Origin of the sequence: Amphritea pacifica, assembly GCF_016924145.1 — a bacterium.
Lineage (GTDB): Bacteria > Pseudomonadota > Gammaproteobacteria > Pseudomonadales > Balneatricaceae > Amphritea > Amphritea pacifica.
This window is the reverse complement of record NZ_JAFFZO010000006.1, coordinates 43,102-57,823: the sequence shown is the minus strand read 5'-3', so window position 1 is coordinate 57,823 and position 14,722 is coordinate 43,102. Positions and strand designations below refer to the sequence as shown.

The window sequence follows — 14,722 nt, the reverse complement described above, 5'->3', positions numbered from 1 at the left end:
AAATACAAGAAATCGAGGAAAACAGATGACTATTCAAGAAAAAATTAATGGGGCAGGTACCCGACCAGCCAGTTTGTTACCTAGCGGGCTGACGCTCAATGACCACCGTAATCTGATTCTGAAAAGAACGGAAGAGACCGGTCACTACAACGGACTGGAGACGCTGGAGTTCAAAGAGTCTGACCCGATCGGCTATGAGCGGATCTTTTCAAAACTGCGTGCCGGACTGGTTAACTCCCGCGAGGTTGCCAAGAAAATTGCCGCTTCACCGATTGTTGAGCAGGAGGGCGAGCTGTGTTTCACCCTCTATAACGTGGCCGGTGACTGTATTGCCACCTCAACCGGAATCATTATTCATGTGGGCACCATGGGAGCGGCCATTAAATATATGATTCAGAACAACTGGGAATCTAACCCCGGTATCAACCCCGGCGATATGTTCACCAACAATGACTGTCAGATCGGTAACGTACACCCCTGTGATATCGCCACCATAGTGCCGATTTTCCATGAAGGCAATCTGATCGGCTGGGTCGGCGGTGTCACTCACGTTATTGATGTGGGGGCGGTGGGCCCGGGCTCTATGTCCAATGGTCAGATTCAGCGCTTTGGTGACGGGGTGCAGATCACCTGTCGTAAAACCGGTGTCAACGATACCCCACTGCGTGACTGGCTGCACGAGAGTCAGCGTAATGTGCGCACGCCGAAATACTGGATTCTGGATGAGAAAACCCGGATTGCCGGCTGCCACATGATCCGTGATCTGGTGGAAGAGACGGTGCGCGAGGAGGGGATAGAAGCCTATGAAAGGTTCGCCACTGAGGTGATTGAGGATGGTCGCCGGGGTCTGGTGAGCCGGATCAAAGCGATGACTATTCCCGGCAAGATCAAAACCGTGGCTTTCGTCGATGTTCCCTATGCCCATGAAGATGTGGCGGTGCCATCACCGTTTGCCAAGGTTGACACCATTATGCATGCCCCTTGCGAGATCACCGTCAAACCGGATGCCACCTGGCGGCTCGATTTTGAGGGCTGCAGTCGCTGGGGCTGGCACACCTATAACGCCAACCCGGTCGCCTTTACCAGTGGTATCTGGGTGATGATGACCCAGTCGCTGGTGCCCACCGAGCGGATCAACGATGGCGCCCGTTATGCCACTGAGTTCCGTCTGCCAAAAGGCACCTGGACCAATCCGGATGACCGGCGCACGGCCCATGCGGATGCCTGGCACTTCCTGGTGTCTTCATGGAGTTCATTGTGGCGCGGTATCAGCCGCACCTACTTTGGCCGCGGCTATCTGGAAGAGGTGAATGCCGGTAACTCAAACCCCTGTAACTGGTTACAGGGCGGCGGTATCAATCAGGAAGGCGAGATCCATGCGGTCAACAGCTTTGAAACTGCTGCCTGTGGTACCGGCGCCTGTGCGGTCAAAGATGGTCTTAACCATGCTGCTGCTATCTGGAACCCTGAGGGCGATATGGGTGATATCGAGATCTGGGAACTGGCGGAACCGCTGCTTTATATGGGCCGCACCATCAAGACCAATACCGGTGGTTACGGTAAGTATCGCGGTGGTCTGGGCTTTGAAACCCTGCGGATGGTCTGGGGGTCTGCCGACTGGACCATGTTCTTCATGGGTAATGGTTATATGAACAGCGACTGGGGACTGATGGGTGGCTACCCTGCGGCAACCGGTTACCGTTTCGAAGCACACAATACCGGCCTGCTGGAGCGGATCAGCGAGGGTAAATCACTGCCGCTGGGTAAAGACCGTGATCCGGGCCAGTGCGAGCTTGAAAAGCATCTGGGGCCTGATGCCCAGGTGAAACGGGACAAGCAGTGTATTACCACCGAAGCGATCTTTGAAAATGGCGATCTCTATCTCAACTATCTGCGCGGTGGCCCGGGATTTGGTGATCCACTGGACCGTGATATTGCCGATGTCGAAAACGACCTGAATCAGAACTTTGTTTTGCCGGCGTTTGCCGAAAAGGTCTACGGTGTGGTGATTTCCCAGGATAAGGATGGCGCCTGGAGCGTTGATAGCGAAAAAACGGTGCTGCAGCGTGGCAATATCCGCCAGGCACGGATCGCCCGGGGTACGCCAACCCGTCAGTGGATGGAATCTGAGCGCCAGCGGATTATCGATAAGGATGCTTCGGTGCAGGTGCAGCAGATGTTCGCCTCCAGCTTCTACCTGTCAGAACGGTTCCTCAATGAGTTCAAAACATTCTGGGATCTGCCGGCAAGCTGGGAGCTGAAAGAGGAAGAGCTGGGGATTCCTATGTTTGGTGCCAAGCATCATATGGATCTGAGCGAACTGCCTGATGTGCATCCGGTGATCATGACCGAGCAGTAATGAGCGCTGCTAAAAGATCGCTCGAAAAAACTGACGGAGGGGTGCCCGGCACCTCTCCTGATCACTTGATAAAGCAAACCACTCAACTCTGAAAACTCGAATCTAAAAACAATAAAGAGAGACCAATTATGTCAAATTTCACAAAAAAACAGGTATCCGACCTCGTAAAAGGCAGTCTTGACTGGGACACCCTGCACATGATGCTGTCCATGCCCAAGGACAAAGAGCGTTATGCTAACTATATGTCCGTATTGCAGGATCAGGTGTCCTGGGACGATAAGATCATTATGGCGTTTGGCCCACACCTCTATCTGGCTGAAACCACCGCCGATAAAAGCCTGGTGACCAAGTGTTCATGTGGTCACGACTTCGGTGATTACCGTAGCAACTGGAAGCTCAACGCGCTGGTGTATGTGCGTGATGATGAGGAGAAGATGCAGGAGGTTTACCCGAAACTGATGGCGCCTGACACCAACTGGCAGGTCTACCGTGAGTACTACTGCCCGACCTGTGGCGTGATGCATGATATCGAAGCGCCGACCCCGTGGTATCCGGTGATTCATGACTTCCAGCCCGATATTCCGGCGCTGTTTGACTGGCTGGATCTGCCTGCGCCTGTTAACGCGTAGTTATAGATGCCCGGATAGGGACACACTTCCGGTCGCAGTTGGCCGGAAGTTTTCCTCACCGCCCGCATAAGTCCGCCACGCTAAACCCCATTAGATGTATGGAGCATCCCATGTCAGATAACAATAAACAGCATCAGGGCACAGATACGCCCTTCTTTGCCCTGCAGAAGATCTATGTTAAAAACTCATCTTTCGAATCTCCCAACTCCGCGAAAGTATTCCGCTCAGAGTGGAAGCCAACGGTAACGATGGATCTGAACACCACGTTTGAGCCGATCGAGGAGGGGCTGTATGAGGTGGTTCTGTCGGTCTCGGTCACGGCTAAAAACCAGGATCAACTGGCGTTTGTGACCGAGGTTGATCAGGCGGCGATGTTTAGGATTTCCGGTTTTCCCGCGCAACAGCAAGCGGAGGCGCTGGGGTCGGCCTGCCCCGCAGTGATGTTCCCCTATTTGCGTGAAACCATCGATCAGTTAATGGTGAAGGGCGGTTTCCCGCCGCTGATGATGGCGCCGGTCAACTTCGATGCGTTGTATGCCGAGCAGAACCGCAAAACAGCATAACCATCAGGTTATCAGAGAGTCTGTGGGGAAACAGCTCTGAAGTACAGGCCATGGAAGGTATCCCTTTTATCTCTGTCGATCAGACCGGGGGAGGCACTCAATGTCAGAAAGCCGACGTCTGTTATTGTTAAACGTTCAGTCCCGTAGTCATTTAGCTCAGTGGCAGGCTTACCTTTGCCGAATGTTGTTGTCGGGGGTGTACCTGCTGCAAAGAGCTGTCAACTGCTTTGATCAGAAGCTTGCCGAGCAGATCAGAAAAAGTGAAAAAGCAGATTCAGCCCGACAGTGACACAGGCCATGTGATCCGCGATGAAAGGCCGCACCTGGCCTGATGTGGGCGCTCCATCTGCGTAATAGTCAAACAGATTTGTTGTGCAGATCTGTTATCCGATTTTGAATATTGTTGTCGGAACCCCATGGATATTGTCGCTAAATAGGGCGATCGCAATTAAAATGCGCGAAAATGATGCGCTCTTATCCGGGCATCGTTCATCGTAAAATATAGTTTTTGTGCATAGTGCACTGTGAAGCTTTGATCAATAAAGTTCAGCAGGAACAGCACTTAAATTGGTTACCTATTTAACTTTAGGGTGGTATAAGCTTTGCTCCTGGCAGGTTGTACAAAAAATACAATCAACCTGAAAATTTAGCGGAGCCTGATATGGAACCATCGGATTATCCTCTGAGTGAAGTGCCTGAAACTGATCGTAAAGGCCTGCTCTCTACATCTGTGCTATTGCTTGGCTTTACCTTTTTTACTGCCACCATGTGGGCCGGCGGTACTCTGGGTAAGGCCTTCTCCTTTAGTGAGCTGATGCTGGTGATTATGCTGGGCAACCTGTTGCTCGGCATCTATGCGGCGGCGCTTGCTTATATTGCCTGTAAAAGTGGCCTGAATTCGGTATTGATGGGGCGCTTCTGCTTTGGCGAGATCGGCAGTAAATTGTCAGATTTTATTCTGGGTTTTACCCAGATCGGCTGGTATGCCTGGGGGACTGCGACGGTGTCTACCGTACTGGTTAAAACCACCGGACTGCCTGCCAGCTTTGAAACGCCCCTGATGATCGGTTTCGGTATGGCCTTCTGTATTACCGCCATGATTGGTTACCGTGGTCTGGACTGGTTATCCCGGTTAGCGGTCCCCTCCATGATGCTGTTTATTCTTATCAGCCTGTATACCGGGATGGTCGATATCGGTGGTTTCGGAGGGCTGATGATGCAGTCGCCAACTGAGAGCCTCAGCTGGGCTGCGGCAGTCACTATGATTATTGGTACCTTCGTCAGTGGCGGAACGCAGGCAACTAACTGGAGCCGGTTTGCTAAAACACCGAAAATTGCTGTGATCGCAACGCTGGCCGCATTCTTCTTTGGTAATGGTCTGATGGTGCTGACCGGTGCACTGGGGACAATGATTTATCAGCAAGCAGATATTGTCGATGTGATGATCGCCCAGGGGTTTGTGGTATTGGCAGTATTGATGCTGTTGATGAATATCTGGACCACTCAGGACAATACCATCTATAACTTCGCGGTGGCGGGCTGTAATCTGCTGCGCACCGATAAGCGCCGCCTGGTCACCGTTGTTGGCGCCGCCACCGGTACAGTGCTGGCAGTCGGGGGGATGTATAACCTGCTGATCCCTTTCCTTATTCTGCTGGGAACCTTTATTCCGCCGATCGGTGGTGTGATTATCGCTGACTTCTGTTTCAACCATAAAGGCAGCTACCCCAAACTGGCGACGCAGCGTCTGCCCGCGTTTAACTGGCTGGGGCTGGCGGCTTATGGCATCGGTTCTCTTGCGGCTTACAGCTCGCCGATTCTGCCGCCGGTGATTGGGGTGTTGGTTGCGGCGATCAGCTATACCGTTTTACTGCGCCTGCCGTTGGCGCATTCATCTCTTGATACAGTGAAAAGTTAATGCCAATACTTTGTGCTGATATTCCCCGTTTGCCAGGCCTTGAGAGTATTTGCCTGGTGGCGGGGCTGCGTGGCAGCCAAATAACAGTTCGCTGGCCCTATGTGGCGGAAGATGAAACCCTGGGGCCGTGGTTGCGGGGTGGTGAGCTGATCTTTATTACCGGCATTAATCAGCGGCGCAGCGAGCAAAACCTGCAACAGCTGATTCGTGAAGCGGTTGAACACAAGGCCGCCGGCATTGTGATCCTGACAGGATCTGAGTTCATTCGCTCGATTCCGGCCAGTGTGAAAGCCGTTGCCAATGAACTGGGTTTTGCGCTGTTTGAACAACCCTATTCGCTGCCGATGGTGCAGGTGACCGAGGTGATCAGTAATGCCATTGTGCAGGATAATCTGATTGGCCAGTCGACCCGGTTGTTCCTCACCCGTCTGATCAATGGCTATGCGGATACGCCGGAGCTGATCCATCTGCGCGCGGCTGATCTTGGGTTGAGTGATAGCCGGCCCTATGCGGTACTGGCGTTGCGGCTGAAAGGTTTTAGTCAGCGTCTGAGTCGTGATGATCCGGCGGATCAGTGGAGGTTTATCCATGAGCGAGCGCTGCTCGGGGAGCAACTGACAGAGTTGCTGATGCGCAGAGGGATTGACTGGCCGGTGCTCGAGTATGAGCAGGATCTGTTAGCCATATGGCCAACGACTGCGGCGCACTCTCCGGCACTCTCTGATGAGTTGACTCAGGCCCTTGAGCGATTAAAGCCCGAGCTTGAGGTGTTTACCGGTGTCAGTGATCTGCAACCGGGGCTGAGCTCCATTGCGAAAGCAGCGGAACAGGCCCGGCATGCGGTGCAGTTTGCGGTGCAGCAGGATCAGGCATTGTTTTTTTATGATCAGTTAGGGATTGCCCGGTTGTTTGATGCCATTCCTCAACGTAGTGTGTTAGCACAGTTTTGTCAGCAGCAGCTGGGGTCGTTGTGCTTTGCCCGTGACCCTCGTTCAACTATGCTCAAGGAGACCCTGAGCCAATTTATGAACTACTTTGGCAATCAGCAGCAGGCGGCTGAGTCGTTGGGAATCCACCGGAATACCCTCAGTCACCGGTTAAAACGGATTGAGCAACTGATCGATTGTCCGCTGAACGATCCGTTTGCCCGATTGAATCTGCAAAGCGCATTATTGATCGAGCAGATTCTGTTTCAACATCACAATATAGAGAGTTAACGCGAGAATACCTATGGAGATTGTCAACGCTCGCCTGCGACAGAGTACGGCACTGTATACCCTGGAAATCGATAATGGATATTTCACAGCGATCAGCAAACAGGGCACCCGGGTAAGCGCGACAGCTGATCAGATTGATGCCGATGGCAAGCTGGCCTGTGCCCCGTTTGTAGAACCCCATATCCATCTCGATGCGGCGCTGACGGCGGGAGAACCTAACTGGAATCAGAGCGGCACTCTGTTTGAGGGAATCGAGCGCTGGGGGGAGCGAAAACCTCTGCTTAATGAAACGGATATCCGCCGCCGGGCTTTGCAAACTATCGAGCTGCTGGTGCAGAACGGCGTGCAGTACATCCGCACCCATGCCGATGTCAGCGATCCCAGCCTGGTTGGATTGCGCACCCTGTGTGCTTTGCGTGATGAGCTGGCCGGTAAGATAGAGATTCAGGTGGTGGCATTTCCTCAGGAAGGCTTACTCTCTTTTCCGGGCGGGCTCGGGTTGATGGAGGAGGCTTTGCAGATCGGTGCCGATGTGGTGGGGGGGATTCCCCACTTCGAATATACCCGTGAGCTGGGTGAAGCGTCGATGAAGAAGGTGATCGGACTGGCGCAGGAATATGACCGGCTGGTGGATGTCCACTGTGATGAAACCGATGACCCTAACTCTCGCTTTCTTGAAGTGTTGGCGGCCGAAGCGCTGTTCAACAATATGGGGGCGAAAGTTACCGCTAGCCACACTACCGCAATGGGCTCTTACGATAACGCTTACTGTTCAAAGCTGTTCCGCTTACTGAAGAAGTCGGGTATTAATTTTGTCTCCTGTCCCACTGAAAGTATCCATCTGCAGGGGCGCTTTGACAGCTATCCCAAGCGTCGTGGCCTGACCCGGGTGAAAGAGCTCAATGCTGCCGGTATCAATGTCTGTTTTGGCGAGGATTCCATTTTTGATCCCTGGTACTCACTGGGAAATGGTAAATTGCTGCGCAGCCTCGATTTTGGTCTGCACATCTGTCAGATGATGGGTTATGCCGACTTCAGTCAAGCGCTGGACTTTATCAGTGACAACAGTGCCCGGACACTCAATGTTGATCATCGCTATGGTATCGCCGTCGGTAAGCCCGGCAGCTTTATTCTGCTCGATGGTGAAGACGACTATTCGGTGATTCGACGTCAGGGTGAGGTGCTGTTATCGGTACGCAACGGCGATGTTATTATGCAACGTGAGCCTGCCCGTGTGGTCACGCCTGAGTGGATTACCGGTGCTGACTGCCCCTGATTGAGATTATCTACCCTCCAATTTGATTATTGTTACCGTAGGCAATTCAGGTATAACAGGATAGGATTGGCACTGGCATTTTTTGTGATGCGCGGATAAACATACTCAAGGAGTTCGGAAGATGATCGATCCCGTCAGTAGCTTTGCGATTGAATTCGTAGCAATCCTGGGCGGTATCCTGCTGTTGATCTTCGTCGGTGGGCTGATCGCCGCCCTGATTATTTATCAGATCGATAAGCATCAGACCAAACAGACCATTCGCCGTAACTATCCGTTGTTTGGTCGTTTCCGTTATATGTTTGAGCACCTGGGGGAGTTTTTCCGCCAGTACTTCTTTGCGATGGATCGCGAGGAGATGCCGTTCAACCGGGCGCAGCGCAGCTGGTGTTACCGGGCGGCAAAGAATATCGATAATACCATCGCCTTTGGTTCATCCCGGGATCTACGGGTGCCGGGCACCTATTATTTCCTCAACTGCCCCTTCCCGACTCTGGAGGAGGATGCAGTTAAAAACCAGCCGCTGCGCATCGGGCCCTATTGTCGTCAGCCCTACGATGCTAAATCGTTTTTTAACATCTCCGGTATGAGCTATGGCGCTATCTCCAAACCGGCTATACGGGCGCTGTCTAACGGTGCCCGTGAAGCGGGCTGTTGGATGAATACCGGCGAGGGGGGGTTATCGCCCTACCATCTGGAGGGCGGCTGCGACATTGTTTGCCAGATCGGTACCGCTAAATATGGCATGCGTGATAATCAGGGCTTACTCAGCGACGATAAGCTGAGAGAGAAGGCCGCCTATAATCAGGTACGGATGTTTGAGATCAAGCTGAGTCAGGGGGCAAAGCCGGGTAAAGGGGGGATGTTGCCAGGTGAAAAAGTGACCGCTGAGATCGCCGCCATCCGTGGTATCCCCGAAGGGGTTGCCTCGATCAGCCCGAACCGCCATCCCGAGGTTGATAGTGCCGATGATCTGCTGGATTTGGTCTGCCATATCCGCGAGGTCACCGGCAAGCCGGTTGGCTTTAAGCTGGTGTTGGGTTCCACCGACTGGCTGGATGAGTTTTGCGAGCGGGTGGTTGCCCGGGGGCTGGAACATGCGCCGGATTTTATCACCCTGGACAGCAGTGATGGTGGTACCGGTGCTGCGCCGATGCCGCTGATGGATAGCGTCGGGCTGCCGTTACGGGAGAGTCTGCCAATCCTGGTGAACAAGCTGATTATGCATGGCTTGCGTGAGCGTATCCGGGTGATTGCGTCGGGTAAGTGTATCAACCCCACCGATGTAGCCGCGGCACTTTGTATGGGCGCTGATTTCTGTGTCAGTGCACGGGGCTTTATGTTTGCACTGGGGTGCATTCAGGCGCTTCAGTGTAATAAAAACACCTGCCCGACCGGCATTACGACTCACGATAAAGATCTGCAGCGGGGGCTGGTACCGGAGGATAAAGCGGTCAGGGTCACTCACTATCATGATAATCTGGTGCATGAGGTGGAGATGATTGCGCACTCCTGTGGCGTGCCGGAGCCAAGAAAACTGAAACGCAAACATGCCGCGATAGTGATCGACAGTGGCCGCTCGGTACCCCTGGATATTCTTTATCCGGAGATGTAAAGGTGCAAAGCAAATAAAAAAGCCTGCGCAGATGTGGCAGGCTTTTTTATCGTCAGGCTTCAGATATCATCAAACCAGAGTTCATCGTTAATCTGATATTCCAGCTCTTTGCGCTGTTTGCGTTCTTCAATTGCCCGTCTGACCGCCAGGCTTTTCTGGCTGGCTAGTTTTTGTTGAGCCTGCTTCTCTTGCTCCTCAATACCGACGATGATATCGAAGACCGTTGTTTGGATTTCATTCAGATCCTGATCTTTCCGTATAAGCATAGCATGTACTCCTATACCCTCTGTAAAGTCCACCTGAAAGCCCATAAATCTGACAGGCTAACAGACCGCCTCGCATTTCTGATTAACAGGGAATCTCTTTTTTATACCAGAAAAAAGAGAATTTCAATGAGTCAAAGACCTTATAAACAGCGATAACGGGGAAGATAGTGACGTAAAAATGTTACAAAAAGAGGAAATTCCGGGGCGATTTATTCTTCTGGTTTGCGCAGAGGCAGGCGTTTATCGTTCTGACGCAGGCTTTTCAGACTGCGTTTGATCGTTTTCAGGTGGTCCAGGAGTCCCGGTCCCAGCTTCATTGCGACACCGACGGCAAGCACATCGATTACCACCAGATGAACCACCCGGGATGACATCAAAGTGCTGAGGTCTTTATCCTCTTCCAGATCGATATGGATGGCGATACTGGCCAGGTCGGACAGGGGGGTGTTACTGGGGCAGAGCGAGATGACGGTGACACCGGCATCTTTAACCAGTTTCACCGCATGTAGCAGATCTTTGGTTCGACCAGTCTGGGAGATAGCGATGACGACATCCTGCTCTGTCAGGGTGGTTGCTGAGATCATCTGCATGTGCGGATCAGAGTAGGCGGAAGCGGCAATCTTCAGACGGTGAAACTTATGCTGGGCGTCGTTACATACCGGGGCGGATGCGCCAAAACCATAGAGTTCCAGCCGGTTAGTACTGGCAATGGCATTGATCGCTTCTTCCAGGGTATTGGCATCAAGCTCCTCCCGCACCCGCATCATATTGCCTACGGTTGAATCGAAGATCTTTTGCTTGAACTCGCTGACGGTATCTTTGCTGTTCAGAGAGAACTGTTCAAAGTTGGCGTTGCTGGCAAGCCCCTGAGCGAGGGTCAGCTTAAAGTCCTGAAATCCATCGTAGTGGAGTGCACGGCAGAAACGCACCACGGTCGGCTCGCTGACATTCGCTTCTGAGGCCAGATCGACAATACGCATATGGATGACATCGGATGGATGCTCCAGAACGTAATCGGCAACTTTCTGCTCTGATTTTCGCAGACTGGTTTTGGCGTCAGTAATAGATTTAAGAAGATTAAGCGGTTGCAAGCTGGTTTCCGTTCTCAGGTTAGGTGTAACGCAGGAGAGTATATCAGTAATTCAGTTTAATAGAATAAATGCGTCTCTTAATCCTGCCGCATTTTATCTTTACTGATTAATCGATGGGGCCGTGCTTACTATTTGAAATTGCAGCCTTTATGACTTGGTGCTATGTTCAGTGGGTTATAGATAAAAAATACAATAACGTTAGACAGTTAGATAACTAAAATGACGATTAGGGAGAAGCCTTGTGAAACGTCGTGAGATTGTCAAAGTGCTTGGTCTGGGCGTTGCTGCTGCTGGCCTGGCAGCCTGTACCGAAGAGAAAAAAGAGGTTGCTGATTGTAAACCGGCTGCCCCTCAACCTGCCGCACCGGCAGTTGCAACAAAGCCGGAAACCATTGAATGGAAAATGGTAACCACCTGGCCGAAGAATTTCCCGGGGCTGGGGACGGGCGCTAACTATCTGGCTGACCTGATTGGGCAGATGACCGGTGGTCGTATCCATGTAAAAGTTTATGGCGCTAAAGAGCTGGTGGGCGCGCTGGAAATTTTTGATGCCGTTTCCCGGGGAACCGCGGAAATGGGGCATGGCGCTTCCTATTACTGGAAGGGTAAATCCCGTGCTGCGCAATTCTTTGCTGCGGTACCCTTTGGTCTGACGGCGCAGGAGATGAACTCCTGGCTCTATCATGGCGGCGGCATGGAACTCTGGGAAGAGGTCTATGCTGAGTTTGGTCTGATCCCTGGTGCAGCGGGTAATACCGGCGTACAGATGGGCGGCTGGTTTAACCGGGAGATCAACTCGGTTGACGATCTGAAAGGCCTGAAAATGCGGATTCCGGGGCTGGGTGGTGAGGTGCTTAAGCGTGCCGGTGGTACTCCGGTGCTGCTGCCAGGCGGTGAGATCTTCCCATCGTTGCAATCCGGTGCCATCGATGCGACGGAGTGGGTTGGACCCTACAATGATCTGGCGTTTGGTCTGCACAAAGCGGCTAAATACTACTATTACCCTGGCTGGCATGAGCCAGGTACAACGCTTGAATGCTTTATGAACAAGGAAGCCTTTGAGAAATTGCCGGAAGATCTGCAGATTATCGTCCGGAATGCGATCCGGGTGGCTAACCAGGATATGCTGGCTGACTTCACCGCTAAGAATAACCGGGCGTTGGAGCAACTGGTGAATGAGGAGGGTGTCGAGCTGCGTCCGTTCCCTGACGATGTGTTGAAGCAGATCAGAACGCTGTCTGATGAGGTTGTAACCGAAGAAGCCGCGAAAGATCCGATGACGCAGAAAGTGTTCGATTCTTTCGTGAAGTTCCGCGAACAGGCGATCAAGTGGCATGCGGTGTCTGAGCAGGCTTACCTTAACGCACGGACCCTGTAAACGATCATTAATGCTGAAAAGTAACGCGAAAAGCAGGCATTATGCCTGCTTTTTTATTCCCTGAAACAATATATTTAATTATAAATATTATAAGAGTCATTATGGTTTTCAGGAGTGTTTCAGGAAGCTCTCATATATTAAGGCTGAGCTAACAATATATGAGGAAGTAGACATGATTATTAAATTTTTAACAGCTGTTACTTTAGGGTCTTTAGTGATCGCATCCAGCGCTTTTGCAATGAATACTCTGCCCAAGGAACCATACTCTGGTTATGTTGTTACTCATTCAGAAATGAAAAGTGATGCTTCAGGGGTGGGTGATCAGGCGGCTCGTATGGACGAAAGAGCACCTATCTGGAACTGGGATAATAGTGCTTCAAGATAATTCATCCTGCTTACTAAGAAAAAACCTCATAGCATTCCGCTATGAGGTTTTTTTGGATCGGATTCTGATCTATCCATACACCAGGTTTGGCAGCCAGGTGGCCATCGCTGGCCATTGTGCAAGGGCCATCAGGGCCACCAGCTGAATCATAATAAACGGAATCACACCGCGGTAGATCTGCATGGTTGAGATCGTTTCCGGCGCCACGCCACGGAGGTAGAACAGGGCAAAGCCAAACGGCGGCGTCAGGAACGAGGTTTGCAGGTTGAGGGCGATCATCACCCCAAGCCAGATCGGATCAAGTCCCATGGCCAGCAGAATAGGGGCAACGATCGGTACCACGACAAAGGTGATCTCGATAAAGTCGAGGAAGAAGCCCAGCAGGAAGATCACCAGCATAACCAGCGCCACAGCACCAAACACCCCTCCGGGCAGGTTAGACAGGAAGTGGCGTACCAGATCATCCCCACCATAGCCACGGAACACCAGCGAGAAGATTGATGCACCTACCAGAATAATAAACACCATCGAGCTGACCTGCGTGGTGGTGCGCATCACATCCTGAAGGATGGACAGGGTGAAACAGCGGCGGGCCATCGCCAGCACCATTGCACCCACTGCACCGACTGACGCGGCCTCTGTGGGGGTTGCCCAGCCTCCCAGAATGGAGCCCAGTACCAGACCAACCAGAAAAACCGGGGGTAACAGTGCCGAGATCACCCGTTTAAACATGTTATCCATTGCATCCCGTTCCTCTTTTGGGATAGCAGGCACGGTGTCGGGGTGGAAGACCGCCTTAAAGATCAGGTAGACGATATAGGCAGCTACCAGCAACAGGCCGGGCAGCAGTGCACCAAGAAACAGGTCGCCGACAGTCACTGTCTTGGGGGAATAGATCCCCTGATCCAGTTGCGCCTGCTGATAAGCTGAGGAGATAACATCACCCAGCAGTACCAGCACAATTGAGGGGGGGATGATCTGTCCCAGCGTACCTGAAGCACAGATGACCCCGGTGGCGACCTTCGGATCATAACCCCGGCGCAACATGGTGGGCAGCGATAGCAGCCCCATGGTGACCACTGTCGCGCCGACGATACCGGTGCTGGCGGCCAGCAACATGCCAACAACAGTGACCGATATTCCCAATCCCCCCCGGAGCGGACCGAACAGGGCCGCCATGGTATCCAGCAGTTCCTCTGCAATTTTGGATTTTTCCAGCATCACGCCCATAAAGACAAACAGGGGCACGGCGATCAGTACCGAGTTGTTCATAATGCCGAACAGACGATTGGGCACCGCTTCCAGGAAACTAGCCTCAAAGTGCCCGGTCATGATTCCGATAGCGGCAAATATCAGCCCGGTGCCCGCTAGGGAAAACGCCACCGAGTAACCCAGCAGCAGAACAAAGATGGCGCCGACAAACAGCAGTAAGGGTAAAAATTCCATCATAACGGGTGCTCCTGAGCGTCGGCTTCAGTCAGATGTGCCTGGCCGGTCAGTACCAGCAGGTTGCGTAACAGTTCAGCAATGCCCTGTAACACCATCAGCACCGGCATCAGCAGCAGTGAGCTTTTGAGAATGTAAAGCGCGTCAATCCCTCCGGCCTCCTGAGAGCCTTCCATGGTATGCCATGAAAACATCACATAGTCCCAGGAGATCCATAGAATAAACAGTGAAACCGGTAGCAGCAGAAACAGAGTACCGACGATATTGATGATCGCCTTGCCCCGTTCGCTCAGGGGGCGGTAGAAGATATCCACCCGGACATGGCCGTCATGCTTGAGCGTATAGCCTGCGCCAAGCAGAAAGACAAAACTGTGCATATAGATGACGGATTCCTGCAACTGAATGTTGCCAATATTGAGGATATAACGCATTACAACGACAACAAAGGTCACCAACACCATCAGCAGTGTTAACCAGGCGATGCTGCGCCCGGTCCATTCGCTGAGACTGTCCAGTCCTCTGATGACCGCTACAATGGGATTCTTGTTATTCATGGTTTAATTCCGCTAAGAGCTGACTTTG

General features: G+C 52.4%; 13 protein-coding genes. 9 read left to right on the top strand and 4 right to left on the bottom strand.

Features of this window, described 5'->3' with window-relative positions; genetic code table 11:
- The first annotated feature begins 25 nt into the window (after positions 1–25).
- The 7 genes from JW499_RS04335 (at position 26) to JW499_RS04305 (ending at position 9,574) form a co-directional block, all read left to right on the top strand.
- Positions 26–2,359 carry a hydantoinase B/oxoprolinase family protein gene (locus tag JW499_RS04335; protein WP_205209450.1) on the top strand — a complete coding sequence of 778 codons (2,334 nt, stop codon included), beginning with the start codon at positions 26–28 and terminating at the stop codon, positions 2,357–2,359.
- A 128-nt stretch (positions 2,360–2,487) separates the two neighbouring features.
- The gene (locus JW499_RS04330) at positions 2,488–2,988 is read left to right on the top strand and encodes an acetone carboxylase subunit gamma (RefSeq protein WP_205209449.1); all 501 of its coding nucleotides are present in this window, start codon (positions 2,488–2,490) and stop codon (positions 2,986–2,988) included.
- A 110-nt stretch (positions 2,989–3,098) separates the two neighbouring features.
- On the top strand, positions 3,099–3,551 hold the full coding sequence (secB, locus tag JW499_RS04325; protein WP_205209448.1) for a protein-export chaperone SecB: 453 nt from the start codon (positions 3,099–3,101) through the stop codon (positions 3,549–3,551).
- Between the two features lie 661 nt (positions 3,552–4,212).
- Positions 4,213–5,469 (top strand): cytosine permease, encoded by a 1,257-nt coding sequence (gene codB, locus JW499_RS04320; protein ID WP_205209447.1) that lies wholly within the window; start codon positions 4,213–4,215, stop codon positions 5,467–5,469.
- A complete protein-coding gene (locus tag JW499_RS04315) occupies positions 5,469–6,686 on the top strand; it encodes a PucR family transcriptional regulator (protein WP_205209446.1) in 1,218 nt (405 codons plus the stop codon). Before codB ends, JW499_RS04315 begins: the two co-directional genes overlap by 1 nt.
- Before the next feature lie 13 nt (positions 6,687–6,699).
- Positions 6,700–7,962, top strand: coding sequence for a cytosine deaminase (codA, locus tag JW499_RS04310; RefSeq protein ID WP_205209445.1), 1,263 nt, complete (start codon positions 6,700–6,702; stop codon positions 7,960–7,962).
- Positions 7,963–8,083: 121 nt separating this feature from the next.
- Positions 8,084–9,574: an FMN-binding glutamate synthase family protein gene (locus tag JW499_RS04305; protein WP_205209444.1), complete on the top strand. Its 1,491-nt coding sequence runs from the start codon at positions 8,084–8,086 to the stop codon at positions 9,572–9,574.
- A gap of 59 nt (positions 9,575–9,633) precedes the next feature.
- Here the strand turns inward: JW499_RS04305 and JW499_RS04300 are convergent, their stop codons facing one another.
- Positions 9,634–9,840 (bottom strand): PA3496 family putative envelope integrity protein, encoded by a 207-nt coding sequence (locus JW499_RS04300; RefSeq protein WP_205209443.1) that lies wholly within the window; start codon positions 9,838–9,840, stop codon positions 9,634–9,636.
- A gap of 209 nt (positions 9,841–10,049) precedes the next feature.
- Positions 10,050–10,931, bottom strand: coding sequence for a MurR/RpiR family transcriptional regulator (locus JW499_RS04295; RefSeq protein ID WP_091354099.1), 882 nt, complete (start codon positions 10,929–10,931; stop codon positions 10,050–10,052).
- Positions 10,932–11,172: 241 nt separating this feature from the next.
- On the opposite strand from JW499_RS04295, the gene JW499_RS04290 reads away from it, so the two are divergent.
- On the top strand, positions 11,173–12,309 hold the full coding sequence (locus JW499_RS04290; protein ID WP_205209442.1) for a TRAP transporter substrate-binding protein: 1,137 nt from the start codon (positions 11,173–11,175) through the stop codon (positions 12,307–12,309).
- A 172-nt stretch (positions 12,310–12,481) separates the two neighbouring features.
- Positions 12,482–12,694, top strand: coding sequence for a hypothetical protein (locus tag JW499_RS04285; RefSeq protein WP_205209441.1), 213 nt, complete (start codon positions 12,482–12,484; stop codon positions 12,692–12,694).
- Positions 12,695–12,763: 69 nt separating this feature from the next.
- On the opposite strand, the gene JW499_RS04280 is transcribed toward JW499_RS04285, so the two are convergent.
- A complete protein-coding gene (locus JW499_RS04280; RefSeq protein WP_205209440.1) occupies positions 12,764–14,143 on the bottom strand; it encodes a TRAP transporter large permease in 1,380 nt (459 codons plus the stop codon).
- Positions 14,140–14,694, bottom strand: a complete 555-nt coding sequence (locus JW499_RS04275; RefSeq protein WP_091354092.1) for a TRAP transporter small permease subunit — start codon at positions 14,692–14,694, stop codon at positions 14,140–14,142. The genes JW499_RS04280 and JW499_RS04275 overlap by 4 nt, the downstream gene beginning before the upstream one ends.
- Positions 14,695–14,722 lie beyond the last annotated feature (28 nt).

Excerpts from the sequence above, each read along its gene's own strand:
- JW499_RS04335 (WP_205209450.1), top strand. The coding sequence starts at position 26 with ATGACTATTCAAGAAAAAATTAATGGGGCAGGTACCCGACCAGCCAGT.
- JW499_RS04330 (WP_205209449.1), top strand. The coding sequence starts at position 2,488 with ATGTCAAATTTCACAAAAAAACAGGTATCCGACCTCGTAAAAGGCAGT.
- secB (WP_205209448.1), top strand. The coding sequence starts at position 3,099 with ATGTCAGATAACAATAAACAGCATCAGGGCACAGATACGCCCTTCTTT.
- codB (WP_205209447.1), top strand. The coding sequence starts at position 4,213 with ATGGAACCATCGGATTATCCTCTGAGTGAAGTGCCTGAAACTGATCGT.
- JW499_RS04315 (WP_205209446.1), top strand. The coding sequence starts at position 5,469 with ATGCCAATACTTTGTGCTGATATTCCCCGTTTGCCAGGCCTTGAGAGT.
- codA (WP_205209445.1), top strand. The coding sequence starts at position 6,700 with ATGGAGATTGTCAACGCTCGCCTGCGACAGAGTACGGCACTGTATACC.
- JW499_RS04305 (WP_205209444.1), top strand. The coding sequence starts at position 8,084 with ATGATCGATCCCGTCAGTAGCTTTGCGATTGAATTCGTAGCAATCCTG.
- JW499_RS04300 (WP_205209443.1), bottom strand. The coding sequence starts at position 9,840 with ATGCTTATACGGAAAGATCAGGATCTGAATGAAATCCAAACAACGGTC.
- JW499_RS04285 (WP_205209441.1), top strand. The coding sequence starts at position 12,482 with ATGATTATTAAATTTTTAACAGCTGTTACTTTAGGGTCTTTAGTGATC.
- JW499_RS04280 (WP_205209440.1), bottom strand. The coding sequence starts at position 14,143 with ATGATGGAATTTTTACCCTTACTGCTGTTTGTCGGCGCCATCTTTGTT.
- JW499_RS04275 (WP_091354092.1), bottom strand. The coding sequence starts at position 14,694 with ATGAATAACAAGAATCCCATTGTAGCGGTCATCAGAGGACTGGACAGT.